The sequence below is a fragment of the Nocardia sp. NPDC058176 genome (assembly GCF_042883805.1).
In the GTDB taxonomy this organism is placed as follows: domain Bacteria; phylum Actinomycetota; class Actinomycetes; order Mycobacteriales; family Mycobacteriaceae; genus Nocardia.
On record NZ_JBHVVA010000002.1, the window covers coordinates 309590 to 335686 of the forward strand.

A 26097-nucleotide genomic window follows, 5' to 3' on the forward strand; every position below is an offset into this window, starting at 1 on the left:
GGATCAGTTCCGACAGCTCGTCGCCGCCGTAGACGCCCGGCGGGACCACGACCAGCGCGCCGCCGCGGGCCAGGGCCAGCAGCAGTTCCAGGATGGAGGCGTCGAACGAGGGCGAGGCGAAATGCAGTGCGCGCGTGTCGGTGTCGAGGGCGTAGCGCTTGGCCTGTTCCTCGCCGAAGTTGGCCAGACCGGCGTGGGTGACCACGACGCCCTTGGGCACACCGGTGGAGCCGGAGGTGTAGATGACGTAGGCGGGCTGCTCGGGGCTGGTCTCGCGGACCAGTTCCGAGTCGGCGATCGGGCCGCCGTCGAAGCGGGCGAGGTCGAGCTCGTCGAGCACGAGCCAGCCTGCCGCGGGAGCATCCGAGCTGTCGGCGGCACGCGGTGCGATGTCGGGCAGTCCGCCGAGCACCGACGCGACGGTGATGCCGAGCGGCGAACCGGAGTCGGTGACCATGTGGGCGATGCGGTCGGCGGGGTAGGTCGGGTCGACCGGGACGAAGGCGGCACCGGTCTTGGCGACCGCCCAGGCGGCCAGCACCGAGTCGGCCGAGCGGGGAACGCCGATCGCGACGAGGTCCTCGGCACCGATGCCCTCGGCGATCAGCAAGCGCGCCAGGCGGTTCGAGCGTTCGTCGAGCTCGGCATAGGAGACGCTCGTCCCCTGGAACACCACGGCCGGACCGGTCGGGTTCCGGTCGACGGCCTCGGTCAGGAGGTGACGCAGGGTGCGCGCGGGCACCGGCGGCTTGCCGACGCGGAACACCAGGTCGGACCGCTCGGCGGCATCGAGGACGTCGATCGCGCCGACCGTGATCGCGGCATCGGCGGCCACCGCTTCGAGCACGCGCTGCCAGCGCACGGCGATGCCGGCGACGGTGTCCTCGTCGAACAGTTCGGTGGCGTAGTTCAGTGCCAGCGCCATACCGCCGCTGCCGGGTTCACCCAGCTCCGACAGCGTGAACTGCAGATCGAAGCGGGCCACGCTCTCGTCGAGGTCGAGCGCGGAGACCGCGAGGCCGGGCAGTTCGAGGGTGGTGCGGTCCAGGTTCTGGAAGGCCAGCATCACCTGGAACAGCGGGTTGCGCGACTGCGAGCGCTCGGGCGCGAGGAGTTCCACCAGGCGCTCGAACGGGACATCGGCATTGCCGTAGGCGTCGAGGTCGGTCTTGCGGGCCTGCTCGAGCAGGTCGGTGAACGACTCGGCCGGGCGCACACCGGTGCGCAGCACCAGGGTGTTGACGAACATGCCGACCAGGTCGTCGAGGGCCTGCTCGCCACGGCCCGCGATCGGGGTGCCGATGGCGATGTCGTCGGAGCCGGACAGGCGAGCCAGCAGCACCGCCAGCGCGGTGTGCATGACCATGAACAGCGACGCGCCCTGGCGGCGGGCCACTTCGTCGAGCTTGGCGATCAGCTCGGGCGAGAGTTCGCGGTGCACGGTCGCGCCGCGCAGCGAGGCGATGGCCGGACGCGGCCGGTCGAACGGCAGGGTCAGTTCGTCGGGGACGCCGGCGAGCTGGGACTGCCAGTAGCCGACCTGGCGCGACATCAGCGAGTCGGTGTCGTCCTCGGTGCCGAGCACAGCGCGCTGCCAGATGGCGAAATCGGCGTACTGCACCGGCAGCGGAGCCCAGCCGGGGGCGGTGCCCTGAGCGCGGGCCGTGTAGGCGCGCATCACATCGCGGGTCAGCGGTGCGATGGAGAAACCGTCGGCGGCGATGTGGTGCACGACGACGACGAGAACGTGCTCGGTGGCCGCAGCGGATCCGGTGGCCGCAATGCGACCGGCCGTCCCGGACTCGTTGGCGCCTGATCCGTCCGCGCCGTTCTCGGCCGCGGCGACGCGGAACAGCCGGGCACGCAGCGGAACCTGTTCGGCCACATCGAAACCGGTGGAGACGAACTCGGTGACCGTGCCGAACAGCTCGTCCTGCGCGACCGCGACCGGTCGCAGATCCAGCGAGATGCGTTCGGCCGCGACGATCTGCTGCACCGGGGTGCCACCATGTTCGGGGTAGCGGGTACGCAGCGACTCGTGCCTGCGGACGAGGTCGGCCAGCGCCAACGACAGTGCCTCGATGTCGAGTTCGCCGGTGAGGCGGATCGCGACGGGCAGGTTGTAGGCGGCGGAGGTGGTGTCGTACTTGTTGAGGAACCACATCCGCTGCTGCGCGAACGACAGCGGAACCAGTTCACCTTCGGCGCGCTCGCGAGCGACCAGCGCCGCGCGGGCGGTGCCACCGGTGTGCGATTCCACCCGTGCCGCAAGGGCTTCCACGGTCGAGGCTTCGAACAGCGCGCGCACCGGCACGGTCGCGCCGAGCGCGGCGCCGATGCGGGCCACCACGCGGGTGGCGATGAGCGAGTTGCCGCCGAGGTCGAAGAAGTCGTCGTCGACGCCGACCCGGTCCAGACCGAGCACATCGGCGAAGACCGCCGCGACGGCCTCCTGCACCGGCGTGACCGGGGCGCGGAAGGCCCGCGCCTGCACGGCCGGGGCGGGCAGGGCACGGCGATCCAGCTTGCCGTTGACGGTCAGCGGGATCCATTCCAGGCGCACGAGCGCCGCCGGAACCATGTAGGCGGGCAGCTGTTCGGCCGCACCGGTGCGCACCACGTCGAGATCGGGGACGAGCTCGCCCTCGGCTACGACGTAGGCGACGATCCGCTGATCACCCGGCAGATCCTCACGCACGATGACCGCGGCCTGGGCGATGCCCGGCTGCGCGAGCACGGCGGCTTCGATCTCGCCGAGCTCGATGCGGAAGCCGCGGACCTTGACCTGATCGTCGGCGCGGCCGAGGTATTCGAGCTCGCCGAAGCGGTTCCAGCGTGCGAGGTCGCCGGAGCGGTACAGCCGCGAGCCGCCCTGGTTCGGGCCGGCCAGGGGGTTGGCGACGAAGCGAGTGGCGGTCAGGTCGGGACGGCCGAGGTAGCCGCGCGCCAATTGCGGTCCGGCGACATACATCTCACCCGCGACACCGACCGGCACGGGGCGCAGCCGGTTGTCGAGCACGTAGACACCGAGGCCCGCGATGGCCCGGCCGACGACCGAACCGGCCGCGGCGGCAATGGTTTTCGCGTCCAGCGCGCGGAACGACACGTGCACCGTGGTCTCGGTGATGCCGTACATGTTGACCAGCGTCGGCGAGCTGTCGCCGTGGCGGGCGACCCAATCCGAGAGGCGACGCAGTTCGAGCGCCTCGCCACCGAACACCACGTAGCGCAGCGCCAGCGGCTCGAGGCCGGGTCCGGCGTTCCGGTCGGCCTCGGCCAGCTGGTAGAACGCCGAGGGCGTCTGGTTGAGCACGGTGACCTGCTCGACGCGCAGCAGTTCCAGGAACTGCTCGGGCGAGCGCGAGGTGTAGTAGTCGACCACGATCAGCGAGCCGCCGAACAGCAGCGGGCCCCACAGCTCCCACACCGAGAAGTCGAAGGCGTAGGAGTGGAACAGCGTCCACACATCGCGCGGGCCGAAGCCGAAATCGCGGTCGGTGTTGGCGAACAGGCGCACCACGTTGCGGTGCGCGACCGCGACGCCCTTGGGGCGGCCGGTCGAACCCGAGGTGTAGATGACGTAGGCGACGTTGTCCGGCGAGAGCGGGGCCAGCCGGTCGGCGTCGGTGATCGGCGCGTCGTCGGCGTCCTCGATGTTGCCGGTCTCCACGGCGAAACCGTCGAGCACGACCGAGGGCAGGTGCGTCGGCACCGTCACCTGGACGGTGGAATCCAGGACCACGCTGGTGGGCCGGGAGTCCTCGAGCACGTAGGCGATGCGCTCGGCCGGGTAGGTCGGGTCGACCGGCACATAACCCGCACCGGTCTTGACCACGGCGAGCAGCGCGACGACCAGGTCCAGCGAGCGCGGCAGGATCACCGCGACCAAGGACTCCGGGCCCGCGCCGTCGTCGATCAGCCTGCGCGCCAGAACATTCGCGCGCCGGTCGAGTTCGGCGTAGGTCAGCGACTCGACCCCGAACTTGGCGGCGATGCGGTCCGGATGGGCGGCGGCCGCGGCGTCGAACAGGTCGACCAGGGTGGTGTGCTTGTTGCCGAACAGCCCGCGCCGGTGCCCGGCCGGGGTGCTGGCGTCGTGGATCACCGGCAGGGCGATGGCGTCGGCGCCCGAGGACACCCAGCGCTGGGCGACATCGCGCTGTTCGGCCTCACCGAGCAGGTCGATGTCGCCGACGATCACGTCCGGGTCCTCGGCCACGCTGCGCAGGATGCGCACCAGGCGGTCACCGAAGGCGGCGACGGTCTCGACGTCGAACAGATCGGTGGCGTAGTTCCACGACATGGCCAGCGAGCCGTCGGCGGCCTCGCCCACGGTGAGCTGCACATCGAATTTGGCTGTGCCCGGGTCGAAGTCGACGACATCGAGGTCGAGACCGGGCAGCGCGACGGTGCCGGTGTCGGCGGCGGTGGCCGCCTCGAAGGTGAGCGCCACCTGGAACAGCGGGTGGTGCGCCTGCGAGCGGGTGGGGCTGAGCACGTCGACGAGCCGCTCGAACGGCACGTCGGCGTTGGCGAAGGCCGACAGGTCGACCTTGCGGACCTGCTCGAGCAGATCGCCGAAGCGCCCGCCCAGGTCGACCTCGCTGCGCAGCACCAGGGTGTTGACGAACATGCCGACCAGGTCGTCGAGGGTGCGCTCGCCGCGACCGGCGATCGGGGTGCCGATCGCGATGTCGGTGCTGTTGGACAGGCGCGCGGCCCAGGTGGCCAGCGCCGCGTGCATCACCATGAACAGGGTCACGCCGCGGGCGCGGGCGATCTCGGTGAGCCCGCGGTGCAGCTCGGCGTCGATGGTGAACCGGTGCAGGTCACCGGCATTGGTGGCGATCTCCGGGCGCGGCCGGTCGGCGGGCAGCTCCAGCTGGTCGGGCAGATCACGCAGCTGCTCGGTCCAGTAGGCGATCTGGCTCGCCGCGACGGACTCGGGATCGGTCTCCTCGCCGAGCATCTCGCGCTGCCACAGCGTGTAGTCGGCGTACTGCACCTCGAGCGGGGCCCACGCCGGGACCTCGCCGCGGGCGCGCTCGGTGTAGGCGACGACGACGTCACGCAGCAGCGGCCGCAGCGAGAAACCGTCACCGCTGATGTGGTGCATGACCAGCACGGCCACGTGTTCGGTGCGACCGGCGACGGCGCCGCGTTCCTCGATGCGCAGCAGACTCGCGCGGAACGGCACCTCGCGGGTGACGTCGAAGTGCACACCGGCCAGCTCGACCACCCGGTCGACCACATCGGTGGCGGCGACCGGCTGGGCGGGCAGCGCGAAGCGGACCTCGTCGGCGGGCAGGATCTGCTGGTACCCGGCGCCTTCGACCTCCGGGTAGAAGGTGCGCAGGGTCTCGTGCCGGGCGGTGACGTCGGCGATGGCCGCTTCCAGCGCGGCGACATCGAGCTCGCCGGTGAGCCGGATCGCGACCGGGATGTTGTTGACCGCGGTGCGGTTGTCGAAGCGGTTGAGGAACCACATCCGCTGCTGGGCCTGCGACAGCGGCACCAGCTCCGGGCGCGGACGCGGGGTCAGCGGGATGCGACCGCCGCGACCGGTGGAGGTCTCGACGCGGGTCGCGAGCGCGCCCACCGTCGAAGCCTCGAACAGCGCGCGCAGCGGCACCTGGGTGTCGAGTGCCTCCGACAGCCGGGCCGCCACCCTGGTGGCGATCAGCGAGTTGCCGCCGAGTTCGAAGAAGTCGTCGTCGAGGCCGACCTGACCGACGCCGAGCACCTCGGCGAAGGTGGCCGCGACGATCTGCTGCACGGGCGTGACCGGCGCCTGGAAGGTTTTCGCGGCGAACACCGGCGCGGGCAGCGCCTTGCGATCGAGCTTGCCGGAAGCGTTGAGCGGGAACGCGTTCAGCACCACGTAGGCCGCGGGCACCATGTACACGGGCAGCTCGGTGCCGAGCGCGTCCTTGACCGCATCGGTGTCGATGGTGGCACCGGGCTGCGGGATCACGTAGGCCACCAGCTGATCACCGGTGTGCTCGTCGGCGCGGACCACGACCACCGACTGGGCGATCGACGGCAGCGCGGTGAGCGCCGACTCGATCTCACCGAGTTCGATGCGCAGACCGCGCAGCTTCACCTGGAAGTCGGTGCGGCCCAGGTATTCCAGCTCGCCGTCGACGGTCCACGTGACCAGGTCGCCGGTGCGGTACATGCGCTCGCCGGCGTGGAACGGGTCGGCGACGAAGCGGTCCATGGTGAGGTCGGGTCGACCGACGTACCCGTGCGCCAGCTGCACGCCCGCCAGATAGAGCTCACCCGCGACACCCACCGGAACCGGGCGCAGGCGCGAATCCAGCACGTAGAGCCGGGTGTTGAAGACCGGGGCGCCGATCGGCACCGTGTCGGTGTCGGCGTCGGTGACCTCGTGATAGGTCACGTCGACCGCGGCCTCGGTGGGGCCGTAGAGGTTGTGCAGCGCGGCGCCGGTCAGCTCGCGCAGGCGCTGCGCGGTGGGCGCGGGCAGCGCCTCACCGGAGGCGAACACATTGCGCAGCGAGACACAGTCCGCGGCAAGGGGTTCGGTGACGAACACGGCCATCATCGACGGCACGAAGTGCACCGTGGTGACCTGCTCGGCCGCGATCAGCCGGGCCAGGTAGGCCGGATCGCGATGCCCGTCGGGCTTGGCGACGACCAGGCGCGCGCCGACCTGCAGGGGCCAGAAGAACTCCCACACCGACACGTCGAAGGTGGCCGGGGTCTTCTGCAGCACCACGTCGTCGGCGGCCAGGCCGTAGGCGGCGTGCATCCACACCAGGCGGTTGACGATCGCCGCGTGACTGACCGCCACACCCTTCGGCCGACCGGTCGACCCGGAGGTGAAGATGACGTAGGCGGTGTTGTCCGAGCGCAGCGGACGATGCCGGTCGGCATCGGTGACCGGCGCGCTCGAATGACCGGACAGATCGAGCTCGTCGATGCGCACTTCGCGCCCGGCGGCCGCGGGCAGCGACTCCCCGGCGGTCAGCACGCACACCGGCTGCGCGGTCTCGAGGATGTGCTCGATGCGCTCGGCCGGGTGATCGGGATCGAGCGGCACGTACGCGCCACCGGCCGCGGACACGGCGTACATGCCGACCAGCAGGTCGATCGAGCGCCGCATACCCAGTGCCACATACGATTCCGGGCCGACCCCGGCGTCCTTGAGCCAGCGCGCCAGCTGACGCACCCGCACCGCGAACTCGGCGTAGGACAGACTCGTCCCCTCGAACGTGAGCGCGGTCGCGTCGGGCGTGCGCGCGACCTGCGCCTCGAACAGGGCGTTGAGGGTGGCCGGGTCGTCGTCGCTGGGGGTGCTCAGCGCGGCGTCGACGGCGAATTCGGTGTCGTTCCAGCGGTCGAGCACCAGGGTGCGCTCGGCGGGATCGAGCAGGTCGATGTCACCGACGGCGACCGTGGGATCGGCCACGACGGCGGTGAGCACGCGCAGCAGACGCGCGCCGAAGGTGGCGGCGAATCCGGCGTCGAAAAGGTCGGTGGCGTAGACGAGTTCGGCGTCCATGTGGCTGTCGTCGTCGGCCGGGACCTCGCTCAGCGCGAGTTGCAGGTCGAACTTGGCCGTGTGCTGGTCGATGCCCAGCTCCGAGACCGTCAGGCCCGGCAGTTCCAGGGTGGTGCGGCCCAGGTTCTGGAACGAGAGCATCACCTGGAACAGCGGGTGGCGCGCCTGCGAACGGGCCGGGTTGAGCACCTCGACGAGGCGCTCGAACGGCACGTCGGCGTGCGCGAAGGCGGCCAGATCGTTCTCGCGGACCTGACCGAGCAGCTCGGTGAAGGCCGCCGCCGGATCGACCTGGGCGCGCAGCACCAGGGTGTTGACGAACATGCCGACCAGGTCGTCGAGCGCCTGCTCACCACGACCCGCGACGGGGATGCCGACGGCGATGTCGGAGGTACCCGACAGCCGCGACAGCAGCGCGGCGAAGGCGCTGTGTACCACCATGAACAGGGTGGTGCCGTGCTCGTGCGCGACCCGGTTCAGTGCCTCGACGAGCTCGCCGGGCACCTCGAAGCGGTGTGTGCCCGCCTGGTAGCTGGCCTGCGCGGGCCGCGACTTGTGGCCGAGGCGCAGTTCGTCGGGCAGATCGGCCAGCGCGCCGCGCCAGTGGTCGAGCTGCTCGGAGATCAGCGAGGTGGGATCGTCCTCGTCGCCGAGGGTTTCGCGCTGCCACAGCGCGTAATCCACGTACTGCACGGCCAGTGGCGGCCAGCCCGGCTCGGCATTGCCGGTGCGGGCGACGTAGGCGGTCATCAGGTCGCGCACCAGCGGGCGCAGCGAGAAACCGTCGGCGGCGATGTGGTGGACCACCATCACCAGGACATGCTCGCGCTCGCTCAGTTCGTAGACCCGAAGGCGCACAGGCGCGTTCGCGGTGACGTCGAAGCCGCGGCGGGCGAACTCGTAGAGCGAGGCCGCCATGTCGGTCTCGTCGGCCTCGACGAGTTCGACATCGGGGATCGAGACCGCGGCGGCGAGCACCTTCTGGAAGGCGGTGCCGTCATGGGAGGGGTAGACGGTGCGCAGCGACTCGTGCCGGGCGATGACATCGGCGACCGCGCCGCGCAGGGCGGGCAGGTCGAGCAGGCCCTGCAGGCGCACCGCGACCGGGATGTTGTAGGTGCCGGTGTCCCCGGCGTCGGCGAGGTCGAAGCGGTTGAGGAACCACATCCGCTGCTGGGCCAGCGACAGCGGCGGATGCTCCGGGCGCGGCCGGGCCGTCAGCTCGGTGCGCACACCGGTGCCCGCGTGCGATTCGACGCGGGCCGCGAGCGCCCCGACGGTCGGCGCCTCGAACAGGGTGCGCACGCCGACCTCGGCGTCGAGCGCCTTGCTCAGCCGCGCGGCCACCTGGGTGGCGACCAGCGAGTTGCCGCCGAGGGCGAAGAAGTCGTCGTCGACGCCGACCCGGTCGGCGCCGAGCAGATCGGCGAAGATCTCGGCGACGATCTCCTCGATCGGCGTCGAGGGCGCGCGGAACTGCTTGGCCTCGAACACCGGTGCGGGCAGCGCCTTGCGATCGAGCTTGCCGGAGGCGTTGAGCGGGAAGGCATCCAGCACGACCAGTGCCGAGGGCACCATGTAGGCCGGGAGCTCGGCGGTGACGCCCGCCTTCACCGCGGCCACATCCAGACCCGAATCCGGTTGCGGCACCAGGTAACCCACGAGCTGGTCACCGGCATGCGCGTCGGCGCGCACCACGACGACCGACTGTGCGACACCCGGCTGGGCCAGCAGGGTGGCCTCGATCTCGCCGAGCTCGATGCGCAGACCACGCAGCTTCACCTGGAAGTCGGTGCGGCCCAGGTAGTTCAGTTCACCGTCGCGAGTCCAGGTAACCAGGTCACCGGTGCGGTACATGCGCGAACCGGCCGCGCCGTAGGGGTTGGCGACGAAACGGTCGGCGGTGAGGTCGGCCCGGTTGAGGTAACCGACGGCGAGCTGATCGCCCGCCAGATACAGCTCACCCGCGACACCGGGGGCCACCGGGTGCAGCCGCGAATCCAGCACGAACACCTTGGTGTTCCACACCGGACGGCCGATCGGCACCGACTCCACATCGGTGTCGACGACCTCGTGATAGGTGACGTCGACCGCGGCCTCGGTGGGGCCGTAGAGATTGTGCAGGCGGGCGCCGGTGAGCTCACGCAGGCGCTGCGCGGTGGGCGCGGGCAGCGCCTCACCGGAGGCGAACACCTGACGCAGCCGCACCGCGCTGCCATTGCCGTTGCTGCCCAGCGTAGAGACGAACACCGACAGCATCGACGGCACGAAGTGCGCGGTGGTGATGCCACGTTCGGAGATGACCTGCGCCAGGTACACCGGGTCGCGATGGCCGTCGGGCTTGGCGACGACCAGGCGCGCGCCGGTCTGCAAGGGCCAGAAGAACTCCCACACCGACACGTCGAAGGTGGCCGGGGTCTTCTGCAGCACCGCGTCGGCGGCGTCGATCGGGTACTCGTGCTGCATCCACAGCAACCGGTTGACGATCGCGGCGTGATCGACCGCGACGCCCTTGGGACGGCCGGTCGAACCCGACGTGAAGATCACGTAGGCGGTATTGGTCGCCCGCAGCGGCTTGACGCGCTCGGCATCGGTGATCGGGGCACCGCTGAAATCGGCGGGGTTCTCGATGTTCTCGACCGCCTGCACGGTGACACCGTCGGCCTCGAAGTTGTCGCGGCGGCTGGTGAGCACCAGGCGCGGCTGCGCGGTCTCGATGATGTGGCCGATGCGATCGGCGGGCTGATCGGGATCGAGCGGCACGTACGCCGCGCCCGCCTGCAGCACCGCGTACATGGCGACGACCAGCTCGGTCGAGCGCCGGATCGCCAGCGCCACATGCGAACCGGGGCCGACGCCGTCGGCGATCAACCTGCGGGCGATACGGTTGGCCCGCTCCTGCAGGTCGCGGTAGGTCAGGGTCTCGTTCTCGAAGACCAGCGCGACGGCGTCCGGGGTGCGTTCGACCTGGGCGTCGAACAGCGAGACCAGAGTCGCCTCCGGCACCGCGCGGGCGGTGTCGTTCCAGTCGACCAGGACCTGCGCGTGCTCCTCGGGGGCGAGCAGGTCGATGTCGCCGACCGCCACCTCGGGATCGGCGACGATCGCGGCGAAGATGTTGTCGAGCCTGCGGGCGAACGCCGCGATGGTCGATTCCTCGAAAAGGTCGAGCGCGTAGGAGAACTCGGCCGACATGCCGCCGGCCTCGCCGTCGGTGTCCTGCACCTCGGTGAGCGTGAGCTGGAGGTCGAACTTGGCCAGCTGGGCGTCGTAGTCGATGCCGCTGACCGAGAGGCCGGGCAGCTGCAGCGAGGCCTGCTTGGTGTTCTGGAACGACAGCATCACCTGGAACAGGGGATGACGCGCCTGCGAGCGGGCCGGGTTGAGCACCTCGACGAGCCGCTCGAACGGCACATCGGCGTGCGCGAACGCCTGCAGGTCGGTTTCGCGGGCCTGGTCGAGCAGCGTCGCGAAGCCGGTGGCGCCGTCCACCTCGGTGCGCAGCACCAGGGTGTTGACGAACATGCCGACCAGATCGTCGAGCGCCTGGTCGCCACGGCCTGCCACCGGGGTGCCGATGGCGATGTCGGCGGTCCCGCTGGCGCGGGCGAGCAGCACGGCCAGCGCGGAGTGCATGACCATGAACAGCGAGGCGTTGTAGCGACGGCCCAACTCGACCAGGGCGCGCTGGGTCTCGCTGGCGATGACGAAGCTGTAGGTGCCGCCGCGATAGGTGGCCGCGGGCGGGCGCGGATGGTCGGCGGGCAGCACCAGTTCGTCGGGCAGATCGGCGAGTTCGCGGGCCCAGTAGTCGATCTCGGAGGAGATCAGCGAGGTCGGATCGTCCTCGGAACCGAGCACCTCGCGCTGCCACAGCGCGTAATCGGCGTACTGGACCGGCAATTCGGCCCAGGTCGGCGCCTCCCACGAGGTGCGCGCCGCATAGGCGACGATCACATCGCGCGACAGCGGCGCCATCGACCAGCCGTCGGCGGAGATGTGGTGCACCACCATGCCGAGCACGTACTCGGTCTCGCTGATCTCGAAAAGCCGGGCGTGCAGCGGGACTTCGCTGGTCACGTCGAAGGCCATCGACGCCAGGTCGATCAGGTGGTCGATGAGGTTGTCCTCGGTGACCCGGTACGGGGTGAGGTCGGGCACGATCTGCGCCGCGTCCAGCACCACCTGCACGGGACCGGTACCGGATTCGGGGAACACGGTGCGCAGCGACTCGTGCCGGTCGATCACGTCGATCACGGCGACCTGCAGCGCGGCCACATCGAGCTCGCCGGACAGCCGGATCGCGACCGGGATGTTGTTGACCGCGGACCCGGTGTCGAACCGGTTGAGGAACCACATCCGCTGCTGGGCCAGCGACAGCGGCACCCGCTCGGGCCGCTCGCGGGCGACCAGCGCCTTGCGCGCGCCGTCACCGGCCTGGGACTCCACCCGCGCGGCCAGCGCGGCGACGGTGGGGGCCTCGAAGAGCATGCGCACGGGGACACGGGTGTCCAGCGCGATGCCGATGCGGGAAGCGACCTGGGTGGCGATCAGCGAGTTGCCGCCCAGCTCGAAGAAGTCGTCCTCGACACCGACGCGCGAGAGTTCGAGCACGTCGGCGAAGACCTGCGCGACGATCTGCTCGATCGGCGTGGTCGGCGCGCGGAACTCGCGCACCTCGAACACCGGCGCGGGCAGCGCGCGGCGGTCGAGCTTGCCGTTGACGGTCAGCGGGACCGCGGCCAGCACCATGATCGACGAGGGCACCATGTACGCGGGCAGGCGCTGCGCGACGTGGTCGGTGAGCTCGGTGACATCGATCGAACGACCCGGCACCGCAACGACATAGGACACCAGCGAGGTGCTGCCGCCCTTGTTCTTGTGGCCGATGCTGACCGCGAAGTCGACGGTCTCGTGCGAGGCCAGTGCCGAGTCGATCTCGCCGAGCTCGATGCGGAAACCGCGGACCTTGACCTGGAAGTCGGAGCGGCCGACGTACTCGACATTGCGGTCGGCGGTCCAGCGGACCACGTCACCGGTGCGGTACATCCGCTCACCGGGCACGTACGGGTTGGCGACGAAACGGTCGGCGGTCAGCGCGGGCCGCGCGTGGTAGCCGCGCGCCATGCCGACACCGGCGATGTAGAGCTCACCCGCGACACCGGCCGGAACCGGGCGCAGGCGATCGTCCAGGATCAGCGAGTGGGCGCCGCGGATGGGACCGCCGATGACGACGCGCTCCCCCGGGATCAGGCCCTCGCTGAGGTTGGAGGCGATGGTGGTCTCGGTGGGGCCGTAGACGTTGCCCAGCATGCGGCGCGAGCCACTGGGCAGGCGCACCGCCCACTTGGCGACCAGCTCCGGCGGGACCGCCTCGCCGCCGGCCGCGAGCACCCGCAGGTGATCGAGGCCGCGCGCGTCGAAGGTGGCCAGCGCGGCCGGGGTCACGAACGCGTGCGTGACCTCCTCGGTGATCAGGATGTCGCGCAGTTCCTCACCGCCGTAGACGCCCGGCGGGACCACGACGAGCGTGCCGCCACGACCCAGCGCCAGCAGCAGTTCCAGCACCGACGCGTCGAACGAGGGCGAGGCGAAATGCAGTGCGCGGGTGTCGGAGTCGAGCGAGTACAGGTCGATCTGCTCGGCGCAGAAGTTGGCCACGCTGGCATGGGTGACCACGACGCCCTTGGGCACACCGGTGGAACCGGAGGTGTAGATCAGGTACGCGGGCTGCGCGGGATCGGTGGGGCGCACCAGTTCCCGCGGCGCGAGGGGGGCGTCGGAGAAGTCGTCGAGATCGATGTCGTCGATCTCGAGCCAGCGCACGCCGGACTCCTCGCCGTAGCCGGGCAGCTCGCCCGCCTCGGCGGTGACCGTGAGACCAACCGACACACCGGCATCGGTGACCATGTGCGCGATGCGGTCGGCCGGGTAGTTCGGGTCGACGGGCGCGAACGCGGCACCGGTCTTGGCGACCGACCACACCGCCAGCACCGACTCCAGCGAACGCGGCACCGCGACGGCGACGAAGTCCTCGGCGCCGAGACCCTGCTGGATCAGCAAGCGGGCCAACTGGTTCGAGCGGCGATCGAGCTCGCCGTAGGACACAGCTGTCCCCTCGAACACCACCGCGGTCGCCTCGGTGTCGCGGGCGGCCTGGGCCATCAGCTGCGGCAGGGTGCGCGCGACCGCGGCGGGCGCGCCCACGCGGGTGACCAGGTCGGCGCGTTCGGCGTCGTCGAGCACGTCGATCGCGCCGACGGTGACGGCCGGGTCGGCCAGGATCGCGGTGAGCACGCGCCGCCAGCGCAGCAGCAGCTCCTCGACGGTGGACTGATCGAACAGGTCGATCGCGTAGGTGAGCACGCCGGTCATGCCCGACAGCGCGCCGGTGCCGGTGTGCTCCTCGGTCAGGGTCCACTGCAGGTCGAACTTGGCCATGTCGACCTCGACCTCGTCGGCATTGACCGTGAGACCGGGCAACTCGAGCGTGCCGTGCGACATCTCCTGGAACGACAGGACCACCTGGAACAGCGGGTGACGGGCCTGCGAGCGCGAGGGGTTGAGCACATCGACGAGCCGCTCGAACGGCACGTCGGCATTGGCGAACGCCGACAGGTCCGTGTCGCGGGTGCTGGCGAGGAACTCGGCGAACGGCTGAGTCGGGTCGACATCGGAACGCAGCACCAGGGTGTTGACGAACATGCCGATCAGGTCGTCGAGCGCCTGCTCACCGCGGCCCGCGATGGGGGTGCCGACGGCGATGTCGGTGGTGCCCGACAGCCGCGCCAGCAGCACGGCCAGCGAGGCGTGCACGACCATGAACAGGGTGACGCCGTTGGCGCGGGCCAGCGCGGCCAGCTGCTCGTGGGTGTCGGCGTCGATCTCGAAGCCGACGCGCGCGCCGCGGAAGCTCTGCTGCTGCGGGCGCGGGCGGTCGCTGGGCAGGTCGAGCTGGTCGGGCAGGCCGTCCAGCGCGCGCTGCCAGTAGTCGAGCTGACGCGCGGCCATCGAGGCCGGATCGGACTCGAGGCCGAGCAGTTCGCGCTGCCACAGCGTGTAGTCGCGGTACTGCACCGGCAGCGGCGCCCAGGCCGGGGCCTCGCCCGCCGAGCGGGCCAGGTAGGCGGTGGCGACATCGCGGGCCAGCGGGCCGAAGGAGAAGCCGTCGGCCGCGATGTGGTGCACCACGAAGGCGACCGCGAATTCCGGTGTGCCATTGGTCGTTCCGCCGGTCACCTGGTAGATCCGCACGCGGATCGGCAGTTCCAGGGTGACGTCGAAACCGGTGGAGGCGAAGTCGATCAGCTCGGCCTGCAGCAGCTGCTGCTCGATCGGGGTGACCGTGATGCCGAGGTCGAATTCGTCGGCGCCGAGCACGTGCTGGAAGCCGCCGTCGGCGTCGGGGAAGATCGTGCGCAGCGATTCCTGGCGCACCACAACGTCATTGAGCGCGTCGATCAGCGCGTCGACGTCGACGCGACCCTTCATCCGCACCACGAAGGGCAGGTTGTAGGTCGGCGCGGCGGGATCGAACTGGTTGATGAACCACATCCGCTGCTGGGCCAGCGACAGCGGCACCTGCTCGGGATGCGGCTGGGCGACCAGCGGCGGCCGGGTGGAAACCTCGGCGGGCGTGACGGATTCGGCCCGCGCGGCCAGTCCGGCCACGGTCGGGGTCTCGAACAGCGCGCGCACACCGAGCTGGATGCCGAAGGCGGCGCCGATGCGGGCGACGACCTGGGTGGCGACCAGCGAGTTGCCGCCGAGTTCGAAGAAGTTGTCGTCGGCGCCGACCCGCTCCTGACTCAGCACATCGGCGAAGATGCCCGCCACGATCTGCTCGGCGGGGGTGCGCGGGGCGCGGAAACCGCCTGCGGCGGCGGTGAACACGGGCTCGGGCAGGGCCTTGCGGTCGAGCTTGCCCGAGGTGTTGAGCGGGAACGCGGCGAGCACCATGATCGACGCGGGCACCATGTAGGTGGGCAGCTTCTCGCCGACGAAACGGGTCAGCGTCGCCGGATCGGCGGACTGGCCGGGCGCGGGCACCACGTAGGCCACGAGCTGCTGGCCGGTGGCGGTGTCGACCACGAGCACCGCGGCCTGGCTGACGCTGGGATGCGCGAGCAGGTCGGTCTCGATCTCGCCGAGCTCGATGCGCTGACCGCGGAACTTCACCTGGAAGTCGGTGCGGCCGATGTACTCCAGGACGCCCTCGGCGTTCCAGCGCACCAGGTCACCGGTGCGGTACATCCGCTCGCCCGGCCCGCCGACGGGGTTGGCGACGAAGCGGTCCGAGGTCAGGTCGGGGCGGCCGCGGTAGCAGCGGGCCAGCTGTCGGCCCGCCAGATACAGCTCACCCGGGGCACCGATCGCGGCCGGACGCAGGCGCGAATCCAGTACGTAGACTTCGACATTCCACTCGGGGATACCGATCGGCACCGTCACGGTGTCGGCTTCGGTGGCCTCCCAGTAGGTCACCGAGACCGCGGCTTCGGTGGGGCCGTACAGGTTGTGCAGACCGGCATCGGAGATCGCGCGCAACCCGGCGGCGGTCTCCGGGGGCAGTGCCTCACCGATCACGAAAACCGCACGCAGCGTGGCACATTGGGCCGCGGTGGCGTGCGAGACGAACACGGTGAGCATGGACGGCACGAAGTCCGTCACGGTGACGCCGTGCCGCTCGATCATGTCCGCGACGTAGAGCGGGTCGCGATGCCCGTCGGGCGAGGCGATGACCAGCTTCGCGCCGACCATCAGCGGCAGGAAGTAGCCCCACAGCGACACGTCGAAGGTGGTGGCGGTCTTCTGCAGGTAGACGTCGTCGGCGGTCAACCGGTACTCGTCGAGCATCCACAGCTCTTGGTTGACGATCGCGTGATGGGTCACCGCGACGCCCTTGGGGCGGCCGGTCGACCCCGAGGTGTAGATGACGTAGGCGGTGTTGTCCGGGCGCAGCGGGGACAGGCGCTCGTCGTCGGTGATCGGGGTGTCGGCGAAGGCGGAGGTGTCGAGGGTGTCGATCTCGACCCTGGCCACCGACTCCGGGAGGTCCAGATCGTCGGTGGTGGTGGTCAATACGCAGACCGGTGCCGCGGATTCGAGGATGTAGGCGGTGCGGTCGGCCGGATGATCCGGGTCGATCGGCACGTACGCGCCACCGGCTCGCAGCACCGCGTGCATGCCGACGACCAGCTCGAGCGAGCGCCGCATACCAAGGGCGACCAGCGATTCCGGGCCGACGCCGTCGGCGATCAGGAAGCGGGCCAGGCGGTTGACCTGCTTGCCGAACTCGGCGTAGGTGAGTGTCTCGCCCTCGAAGTCCAGGGCGATACTGCCCGGGGTCAGCGGGAACTGGGCGTCGAGCAGGGCGGGCAGGGTGGTCGCGGGGACCTCGTGCGCCGAGTCGTTCCACTCGGTCAGCGAGCGTTCCAGCTCGGCCGCGCCGGTGACCGGCAGGCGCCAGACCGGCTCGGTGGCATCGGCGGCCAGGAAACGATCGAAGAACTCGAGGAACCGGGCGTGATGGGTCCGCGCGTCGGCGGCCGAGTACAGGTTCGGGTTGGTCTCGAAGTCGATGTGGGAGCGGGTGCCACCGTGCGACTGATAGAAGTTGACGCCCAGGTCTTCGATGCTGCCGGTGGAGAGCACGTTGAGCGTGCCCTCCATGTCACCGAAGCGCAGATGGTTGTCGAACAGCATGATGTTGACCCACGGACCGAAGAACTCGGTGGAGACCATGCCGTCGCCCGCCGAATCACGGCGGATGTCCTCGTGGCGGTAGCGCTGGTGGCGCAGCGCACCGGAGACCTCGGTGGTCACCGAGCGCAGCAGCTCGGCCACGGTGGTGTCGTGGCCGACGCGCAGGCGCAGCGGCACGATATTGGAGGTCGCGCCACCGGAGCGGCGCATGACCGCGGTGGTGCGCGCGGTGACCGGGAGGCTGAGGATGACGTCCTCGGCGCCGGTGATCTGGGCCAGGTAGGCGGCGAAACCGGCGATCAGCAGCGGCGCGGCGGTGCTGTCGTGGCGAGCGATGGCCGCGGCGAGCAGGTCGTCCTGGGCCTGGGTCAGGGCCGCGCTGGTGATGTCGTTGACCGGCGAGGGCGGCGCGGACCGACCGGTGAGGCTGCTGCCCTCTTCCAGTCCGGCCACGCGCTGGGCCCAGTGCGCCTTGTCGGATTCGAAGCGGGTGCTGTCGCGGTAGGCGATCTCGGTCTCGTAGAGCGAGCGCAGATCGGTGGCCTTGTTCTCCGGCGCGGGCGTGCCGGTGACCTCGGCGGTATAGAGCTGTGCCGTGCGGTTGACGAAATTGTTGGCGCCGAAACCGTCGAGCACGATGTGGTGGACGCGGGCGTACCAGTACCAGTGCTCGTCGTCGAGCTGTAGCGCGGCGGCCTGCACGAGGCGGTCGGCGACGATGTCGAGCGGGCGGCTGTACTCCGCGCGCATCCACTCGGCGGCGGCGGCCTCGGGATCGGCTTCGCCACGCAGGTCGACATAGATCAGCGTCGCGTCCTGCGACGGATCGATCGTCTGCTTCGGCTCGCCGTCCACCTCGACGATGCGCAGCCAGCCCGACTCCAGGTCGGTCGCCGCGCCCGCGCTCGCGCGCTCGAGTGCGGCGACATCGAGGTGTCCACGCAGATCGACGTACTGGGCGATATTGATCGGCACCTGTGGGTCGACGTGCTGCGCGTACCAGATACCGAGCTGAGCGGGCGAGAGCGGGAAGTACTCCGCAGAGTCTCCACGTCCGTCACCAGTTTCGCCGTTTCCGCCGAAATCCAGCCGGTCCAACCCAAACCTCGCTTCCGGAACACCTAGTCAGCGCTCCCCGACGACACCGGAACGCAGGCGCCCCAGCCAGAACTAGCGTGGCGCCTGCGTCTCGGGTTCAGTTCTCGAAATCAATCAGGCAAAAATGTCCATTGGCACTATCTGTCGGCTCGACCGATCTCGTTACACGGCCGAGACCATGCTCGTGATCGTCCGGCCGCCAGCGCCGGTGTGCTCGTCGCAAACCATCGCACCAATCTACCGGTGTGCCCGCCCCGCAACCAACCACATCCATAGCGACGCGGCATCGGACCAGGTGAGCCCCCCGCCCCGAGTTTGCTGACGCTTGTCTGCGTTCTCACATCCTCACCGGACCCCCGCTGAGCCCGCAGCGACTGAGGCATGGATCACACCGCCCGGTCTGCTCCTCGGCTACCCGTCGCGTTCGGCCACCGCGCGGACTCGGGCCGGGTCGTAGAGGTGGGATTGGACGCAGTCGATCGCGGGGGTCATCGCGCGGCCGACCAGGATCACCGCGGCTTGGCGGAGGTCGGCGGATTCGACCTGGTCGGCGATGTCGGTGAGGGTGCCGCGCAGGACGAGTTGTTCGGGCTGGCTCGCGCGGTAGACGACGGCCACCGGGCAGTCGGGGCCGTACTCGTCGATCAGTTCCTCCGCGAGCACCCTGATCCGGGTGATGGCGAGATGCAGGACCAGGGTGGCGCCGGTCGCGGCGAAGTTCGCGAGTGCCTCGCCCTCGGGCATCGCGGTCGAACGTGCCTGGGTGCGGGTGAGGACCACAGATTGGACCACCTCGGGGACGGTCAACTCGGTGCCGAGGGCCGCCGCGGCTGCCGCGTAGGCCGGGACACCGGGGGTGATGTCCCAGGGCACGCCGTTGGCGTCGAGGCGGCGGGTCTGCTCGGTGAGCGCGGAATAGAGGGACGGATCGCCCGAGCACAACCGCGCCACGTCCCGGCCCGCCGCATGCGCGCGCACGAGATGCTCGGTGATCTGATCCAGATCCAGCCGCTGGGTATCGATGAGTTCGGTCCCCGGCGCACAGTGCGCCAGCACCTCGGGATCCAGATAGGTCCCCGCGTACAAACAGACCGCGCTCTCCCGCAGCAACGTCGCCGCCCGCACCGTGAGCAGATCCGCCGCCCCGGGCCCCGCCCCGATGAAGTGCACAGTCATACCAGCAGCGTAGATCGCGCCCGCACAGCCCTAGCGCCCTGGACAGTTGATCACCACCGCTCTGGTGGCGGCATCGGTCGAGAGCGGTCCGCCACCAGAGCGTGGTGATCTTGAATCGACCGCACGGGCGAGGGGGTGGGCACGTAGGTTCTGGGGTACGGGTCGGCGCGACGAGAGGGGTTGGGGTGCGGGTTTCGGGTAGGGCAGGCGCGGCGATGGTCGTGGGGGTCGTGGCGGCGGCGTGCGCGGCGGGATGTGCGGGCGGCACCGTCGATGGGCATGCCACGGTCGCGCTCGACGGGTATGTGCCGTCGGTGAGCAATCAGGATCCGGCGCGTGGGATACCCGGGATCGTCACCGTCGAGATTCCGCCGGGGCTGCACGTGACGGCTTCGCAGCGCGTCGCGTACCCCGCGATTCCGCCGATGGGTGGACCGCACGACGCGCGGTGGGCGGCCTGCGACGGTGTCGTCTATGACAAGGCCCTACGCACCGAGAATGTGGTGCACTCCTTGGAGCACGGCGCGGTGTGGATCGCCTACGACCCCGCGCGCGTCGGTGCCGAGGAGCAGGCGACGTTGCGCGCGAAGGTCGAGAACAAGCCGTACATGCTGATGTCACCGATCCCGGACATGTCCGTTCCCCTCTCCGTGCAGTCCTGGGGACACCAACTGGTCCCCGACAATGCCGACGACGCGCGCATCGACCAGTTCATCGTCGCGCTGCGCGAAAACCCGTACACCACGCCGGAACCCGGGGCCACCTGCTCGTCTCCCCTGTTCGACCGCGACAATCCGCCGCCCTACGACCCCAGCCCGCCCGGGCCGGACGCGTTCCCGATGTCGTAGCGCCACCCGATCAGATCGTCGAGTGCGGACGAACCCAGCCCGCGGCGACGAGCGGACAGCCGCGCGGACGGCGGGCCGCAACGTAGGGTGGTCGCGACGTACGGAGGGGGATCCCATGGAGTTGACGAAGGGTGCGAACGCGCCGATTTCCGCGAGCGAGGTGCGGATCGCGGTAGCGGCCGCGACGACGGTCGACATCGCCGCGCTACTGCTCACCGCGAGCGGAAAGGTGCGCTCCGACAGCGATTTCGTGTTCTACAACCAGCCGATCGCACCCGGCGTCGAGGTGCTCGGGCCCGAGGCGATCAGCGTCATCCCTGGTGCGGTGCCCGCCGAGATCGACAAGATCGTCCTCACCGCCAGCCTCGACGGCACCGGTCCCGCCGACTGGGGCCAGGCCGGACCGCTGCGGATCACAGTCACCGACGCCTCGACCGGCGGACTGCTCGCCACCTTCGCACCGGACGGCCTCGGCCCGGAGACGGCGTTGATCGCCTGCGAGCTCTACCGGCGCAATGGTGGATGGAAGGTGCGCGCGGTCGGCCAGGGGTACGCGCAGGGACTGGCCGGGATCGCCACCGATTTCGGGATCACCGTCGACGACGAGCCGAGCCCGGAACCGGTCCTCCAGCCCGCGACCGCGCCGCAACACGCGCCGGCGCCCTTCACCCCGCCGCCCGCCGCCTCGCCTCAGCACTCGCCGCCACCGGCCGCCCCACAGCACTCGCCGATATCCGCCGGCCCACCGCAGGACTCACTACCGCCGACTGCCCCGCCACAGCAGTCGCAGACACCTGCCGCCCCACCGCAGGACTCTGGGCCGCCCGTCGAGCAGCCGAGATTCGGGACACCGACGATCGACCTGACCAAGGGCCGCGTCACGCTGCGCAAGAACGAGACGGTCTCGCTCACCAAGCACGGCGAACCGCCGCTGAGCCGGGTGCGCATGGGCCTGGGCTGGGACCCGGCGAAGCACGGCAGCAATGTCGACCTCGACGCCTCGGTCATCGCCTACGACGACCGGGCGAAGAAGCTGATCAACGTGTGGTTCATGCGGCAGCAGGCGTTCGACGGCGCCATCAAGCACTCCGGCGACAACCTGACCGGCCACGGCGACGGTGACGACGAGGTCATCTCCGTCGACCTGACCGCCCTGCCCCCGCAGGTCCATGCCCTGGTCTTCACCGTCAACTCCTTCGCGGGCCACAAATTCGACCAGGTCGCCCGAGCCCACTGCCGCCTGATCGACGACCACACCGGTGCCGAGCTGGTGCGTTACGAACTGTCCGGCGGCGAACCGACCACCGGCGTCTTCCTCTGCGTCCTCACCCGCGACGCGCACAGCTGGAACATGACCGCCCTCGGCGAGTACTCGAAGGGCGCGACCGTCCGAAAAATGGTCGACCCGGGCAAACGCTTCGTCCTCGCGACCCGCTAGCCGCGTTCGCCGGTGGTGGTCCGCCGTGTGGTCGGCTCATCGCCGATCCGGTTCCGGAAACGGCACCGCGCTCGGACGCGGACGGAGACGTCCGGTAGGACCGCTCAGCCGGTCATGTCGAAGTGGGCGATGATCTTGGTCGGCCGGAGGCGGACGACGAGCTCGCCGGGGACACCGTTGCGCTTGCCGAATTCTTCGGCCTTGTCCGCGCCCATGTAGCGGGCGGCAATGGCGGTAGCCGTGCGGACGAGTTCGTCGAGATCTTCGGACAGCGTGACCGTGCCCTGCACCTCGACAAGGGCGTAGGGCGGCTCTTCGAGGTCCACGCACAGCGCGGCCCGCGGATCGCGCGCGAACGCCCGCCCCTTCGCGGTGTTCGCGCCCGTGTTGAAGACCAGTTCGTCGCCCTCGACGATGAACCAGATCGGGGTCACCAGCGGACGGCCGTCGGCCGCGGTGAAGGCGACTTTGCCCGTCCGCGTGCCATGGGTGAGGAACTCACGTACCTGAGGATCCGACAGGGAAGCCATGTGCCAAGGGTAGGCCTACCTACGGGCGTTGTACTGGAACGACCGTCACGATGTTTTCGGTGCCTTTGAAGTCATCGGGGTTGGTGGTGAACAGCGGCAGTCGGCGTGCGGCAGCGACTGCCGCGATCATCAGGCCCGCTTCTCGGCGTCGAGGTTTGCGACCGTGGGCGATCACGCCCGCTGCGATCAGTCCGTAATGCCGTGCGGCCTCCGCATCGAACGGCAAGGGATCGAACACCGCCTCCGTGCGCTGCAGGCGAGCGATTCGCCGCGCCCGCTCTACCGCATCGTCGGTCTGGTGCACACCTGCCGACAGTTCCGCCAAGGTGACAGTACTGGTCAACAACTCGCCAGGCAGCGACTCCCTGGGCAATCGCTCCAGGTAGATCAGGATATTGGTGTCGGCAAGACCTCGCAGATGCTTGGCGGTCACTCAGCTTCTCCGGACCGCGCCGCCCGGAGATAGGCGTCGAAATGAGCAGATCCGTCGACATGATCGTCCTGATCCGCCCTGAACCGCTCAGGGTCCATCGGCGGAAGGTCACCGAACATCGCGAACAACTCGTCGACCGGCACAGCGCGGCGTCGACCGAGCTCTGTCGGCTGGTTTATGTAGTTGTCGATCGCGGTCAAAGCAACCTGCTGCATCGAGGTGTGTTCGGCCTCCGCGCGGCGCCGCAGTGCGGCCGTCTGCTCTTCGGACAACCGAAGTGTCATAGCCATACGTCGATGATACCGCCAGGTATCACGAACGTCGATCGAGTCCGGTCAGATCGCGCCCTGGGCGCGGGCGGTGGCGACGGCGGAGGTGCGGGATTTGACGCCGAGTTTGGCGTAGATGTGGACGAGGTGGGACTTCACGGTGGTCTCGCTGAGGAAGAGTTGTTTGGCGATGTCGCGGTTGGACAGGCCCGCGGCGACCAGGCGCAGGACCTCCACCTCGCGGGCGCTGAGGGTGGTGTCGGCGCGGCGGACCCTGGTCATCAGGCGGGAGGCGACGGTGGGTGAGAGGACGCTCTCGCCCGCGGCGGCGGCGCGGACGGCGGCGAGGAGTTCGGTGGGCGGAGTGTCCTTGAGGAGGTAACCCACCGCGCCCGCTTCGATGGCGCCGAGGATGTCGGCGTCGGTGTCGTAGTTGGTGACGACGAGGACATTCGGTGGGGTGGGCAGCGCGCGCAGGTCGGCGGTGGCCGAGGCGCCGGAGGGACCGTCGCCGAAGCGCAGGTCCATCAGGACCAGGTCGACGGGGTGCGCGGCGCAGAAGGCGACCGCCGCGTCGGCGTCGGCGACATCGCCCACCACGCTGATGTCGGCCACGGCCTCGAGCAGGGCGCGCAGCCCGGCGCGGACGATGGCGTGATCGTCGGCGAGCAGGAGGCGGATCACGAGGCGGCTCCCAGCGGAAAGGACACGGTGACAGCGGTGTGGCCCGGTTCGGATTCGACGCTCATCGCCCCGCCCTGCTGTTCGACGCGACTGCGCATGGCGGCCAGGCCGAACGCGCGCGATCCGCGCAGAACGCCGGGGTCGATGCCGATGCCGTCGTCGACGATGTCGAGGTGCACGTCGGTGTCGTCGTAGGTGAGCGTGACCCGCATCCGTCCGGCCTCGGCATGCTGGACGACATTGGCGACCGCGCTCTGCGCGATCCGCACCAGCGCCGCCTCCACCGCCATCGGCAACCGTTCCGGTTCCCCTTCGACGAGCAGTTGCGTGGCCAGCGTCGCCGACTGCGCGCGCCCGCAGATCCGTTCCAGCGCTTCGGCGAGCGACTGCCCGTCCAGCGCGGCGGGCGAGAGTTCGTCGATGAGCCTGCGGGTTTCGGCCAGATCTTCCGCGGCGGTCTCGCGGGCGAGCTGAATGCGTTCCAGCGCAGGGTAATCCGGTGCGGCTTGTTCGGCGGCGTGCAGGAGAAGCTGAATACTGCTCAGCCCCTGGGCGACGGTGTCGTGGATCTCCTTGGCGAGACGCTCGCGTTCGGCCAGCTTGCCCGCGGTGCGTTCCTGTTCGGCGAGAACCGCTCTGGTGCTGATCAATTCGTCGATCAGCTGTTCCCGCTCCACCGCCTCGCGATACAGCGCCTGATACCCCAGCCCGATCCCGATCGCCACCGCCGCCCCGAGCACCGGCCCGATCACCGCCCCCACCGACCACCCGCGATGCGCCGCGAACCCGAACACCCCGACCGCCGTCGCCAGCACCACGGCGAGCAGATTCCACGGGCGCGGCAGCAGATGGAGATAGAGGAAGAACAGACCGAACGCGAGATAGACAGCGTCGGGCGTCAACGCCAGCAGGACGAGCCACAGGACGGTGAGCACGCCCAGCCACATCCACACGACCTCGGATCGGGCCGCCGAACCCGTCCCGAGTCCGCGACCGCCCACCGGCCCACGGCGCCCGAAACGCCGCGGCATCTCGGCCCCCGCGAAGTAGACGACCAGCCAGACGGCGGTCAGCGCGACCACCGCGGCGCCGTGTCCGCCATCGACCACCGCCCGCACCGCGACCACCACGGCCAGCACCGTCACCAGCACGTGCAGGCCGAGCCGCAGTGTGGTGACCACCGGGGTCAGGGGGGACGAGTGCACGCCGACCAGCTTATGTGCGGCAACCGCGCCGGCATCCATCGAAAGGTGTAAACACGCTCGCCCCTACGGTGGAGCGCGATTCCAGCGCCGGTGCGATGGCGAACGGGCTTCGCGCGGCGAGGGTGGAGTCATGTTCGTAGCACTCCGAGATCTGCGGGCCGCCCGCGGCCGCTTCCTGCTCATCACCACCGTCGTCCTGCTCGTCGCGGTGCTGGTGAGTTTCCTCAGCGGCCTCACCGCGGGCCTGGCGCACCAGAACATCTCCGCGGTCGAGAACATCGACGCCGACGAGATCGTGTTCGCCGAAACCGGCACCGATCCGTCGTTCGACTCCTCGGTGCTCACCGACCGGCAGCTCGACCAGTGGACGTCGGCGGCCGAGGGCGCGACCGTCACACCGATCGGTATCTCGCGCATCCGCGCCGAACACCCCGGTTCCGCCCCGGTCCAGGTCGCACTGTTCGGCGGTGATCCGTCGGCATTCGGCAATCATCCTGCTACCGAATCCGGTGCGGTGGTGCTGAGTGCCGGTGCGGCACGCGAACTCTCGGCGAGCCCGGGCGACACCGTGGTACTCGCCGGCCACGAGTTCAGGGTCGCCGACGTGTCCACCGACGACTGGTACAGCCACATCCCGGTGATCTGGACGAGCCTGGCGGACTGGCAGGCGGCGAGCCCGCGCTCCGGCGCGGCGACCGTCCTGGCGGTGACCGGTTCGCCCGAACACGGCGGTCTCGACTCCGAGGCGGGCACGCAGACCGTCGCGGCTAATGAGGCCGTCGAGGCGATCGGCTCCTACCAGGCCGAGAACAGCTCGCTCACCCTGATGACCATGCTGCTGTTCGCCATCTCGGCACTGGTGATCGGCGCGTTCTTCACCGTCTGGACCGTGCAGCGCCAGCCCGATGTCGCCACGTTGAAGGCGCTCGGCGCCACCACCGGTTCGCTGGTCCTCGACGCCCTCGCCCAGGCCGCGATCGTGCTGGTCACCGGCGTCACCCTCGGCCTCGGCATCACCGCGGCCGCCGCGCTGGCAATCGGCGACGCCGTGCCGCTCGTGCTCTCGCCCGCGACCACGTTCGTCCCCGCGCTGGCCTTGATCGTGCTCGGCCTGGCGGGTGCCGCCGTCGCCCTGCGCTTCCTGTTCACCACCGACCCGTTGACCGCGCTCGGCGCGACCCGCTGA

10 protein-coding genes (1 of these 10 running past the window's edge) are annotated in these 26097 nt (G+C 70.0%); 3 read left to right on the forward strand and 7 right to left on the reverse strand.

Annotation, left to right across the window (positions count from 1 at the left end):
* Together ACFVVM_RS13970 and cobM are read right to left on the reverse strand one after the other, a co-directional pair.
* A protein-coding gene (locus ACFVVM_RS13970) for a non-ribosomal peptide synthase/polyketide synthase (protein WP_387617373.1) crosses the window boundary here: on the reverse strand, window positions 1-18328 show its start. It extends 26138 nt beyond the left edge of the window; 18328 of the gene's 44466 nt are visible here — the first part of the coding sequence; it begins with the start codon at window positions 18326-18328; its stop codon lies beyond the left edge, outside the window.
* Window positions 18329-18739: 411 nt separating this feature from the next.
* Window positions 18740-19504, reverse strand: a complete 765-nt coding sequence (cobM, locus tag ACFVVM_RS13975; protein ID WP_387617375.1) for a precorrin-4 C(11)-methyltransferase — start codon at window positions 19502-19504, stop codon at window positions 18740-18742.
* Window positions 19505-19719: 215 nt separating this feature from the next.
* Between cobM and ACFVVM_RS13980 the strand changes: the two genes are divergently transcribed.
* The gene (locus ACFVVM_RS13980; RefSeq protein ID WP_387617377.1) at window positions 19720-20352 is read left to right on the forward strand and encodes a DUF3105 domain-containing protein; all 633 of its coding nucleotides are present in this window, start codon (window positions 19720-19722) and stop codon (window positions 20350-20352) included.
* A 115-nt stretch (window positions 20353-20467) separates the two neighbouring features.
* Window positions 20468-21790 carry a TerD family protein gene (locus tag ACFVVM_RS13985; protein WP_387617379.1) on the forward strand — a complete coding sequence of 441 codons (1323 nt, stop codon included), beginning with the start codon at window positions 20468-20470 and terminating at the stop codon, window positions 21788-21790.
* A 104-nt stretch (window positions 21791-21894) separates the two neighbouring features.
* On the opposite strand, the gene ACFVVM_RS13990 is transcribed toward ACFVVM_RS13985, so the two are convergent.
* From ACFVVM_RS13990 to ACFVVM_RS14010, 5 genes are read right to left on the reverse strand one after another with little or no spacing between them, the layout of a single operon-like run.
* On the reverse strand, window positions 21895-22320 hold the full coding sequence (locus tag ACFVVM_RS13990) for a PPOX class F420-dependent oxidoreductase (RefSeq protein WP_387617381.1): 426 nt from the start codon (window positions 22318-22320) through the stop codon (window positions 21895-21897).
* 19 nt (window positions 22321-22339) lie between these two features.
* On the reverse strand, window positions 22340-22753 hold the full coding sequence (locus tag ACFVVM_RS13995) for a type II toxin-antitoxin system VapC family toxin (RefSeq protein ID WP_387617383.1): 414 nt from the start codon (window positions 22751-22753) through the stop codon (window positions 22340-22342).
* Window positions 22750-23043 (reverse strand): hypothetical protein, encoded by a 294-nt coding sequence (locus ACFVVM_RS14000; RefSeq protein WP_387617385.1) that lies wholly within the window; start codon window positions 23041-23043, stop codon window positions 22750-22752. The genes ACFVVM_RS13995 and ACFVVM_RS14000 overlap by 4 nt, the downstream gene beginning before the upstream one ends.
* 45 nt (window positions 23044-23088) lie before the next feature.
* Window positions 23089-23706, reverse strand: a complete 618-nt coding sequence (locus ACFVVM_RS14005) for a LuxR C-terminal-related transcriptional regulator (RefSeq protein ID WP_387617387.1) — start codon at window positions 23704-23706, stop codon at window positions 23089-23091.
* On the reverse strand, window positions 23703-24911 hold the full coding sequence (locus ACFVVM_RS14010; RefSeq protein WP_387617389.1) for a sensor histidine kinase: 1209 nt from the start codon (window positions 24909-24911) through the stop codon (window positions 23703-23705). Before ACFVVM_RS14010 ends, ACFVVM_RS14005 begins: the two co-directional genes overlap by 4 nt.
* A gap of 130 nt (window positions 24912-25041) precedes the next feature.
* On the opposite strand from ACFVVM_RS14010, the gene ACFVVM_RS14015 reads away from it, so the two are divergent.
* Window positions 25042-26097, forward strand: a complete 1056-nt coding sequence (locus ACFVVM_RS14015; RefSeq protein WP_387617391.1) for an ABC transporter permease — start codon at window positions 25042-25044, stop codon at window positions 26095-26097.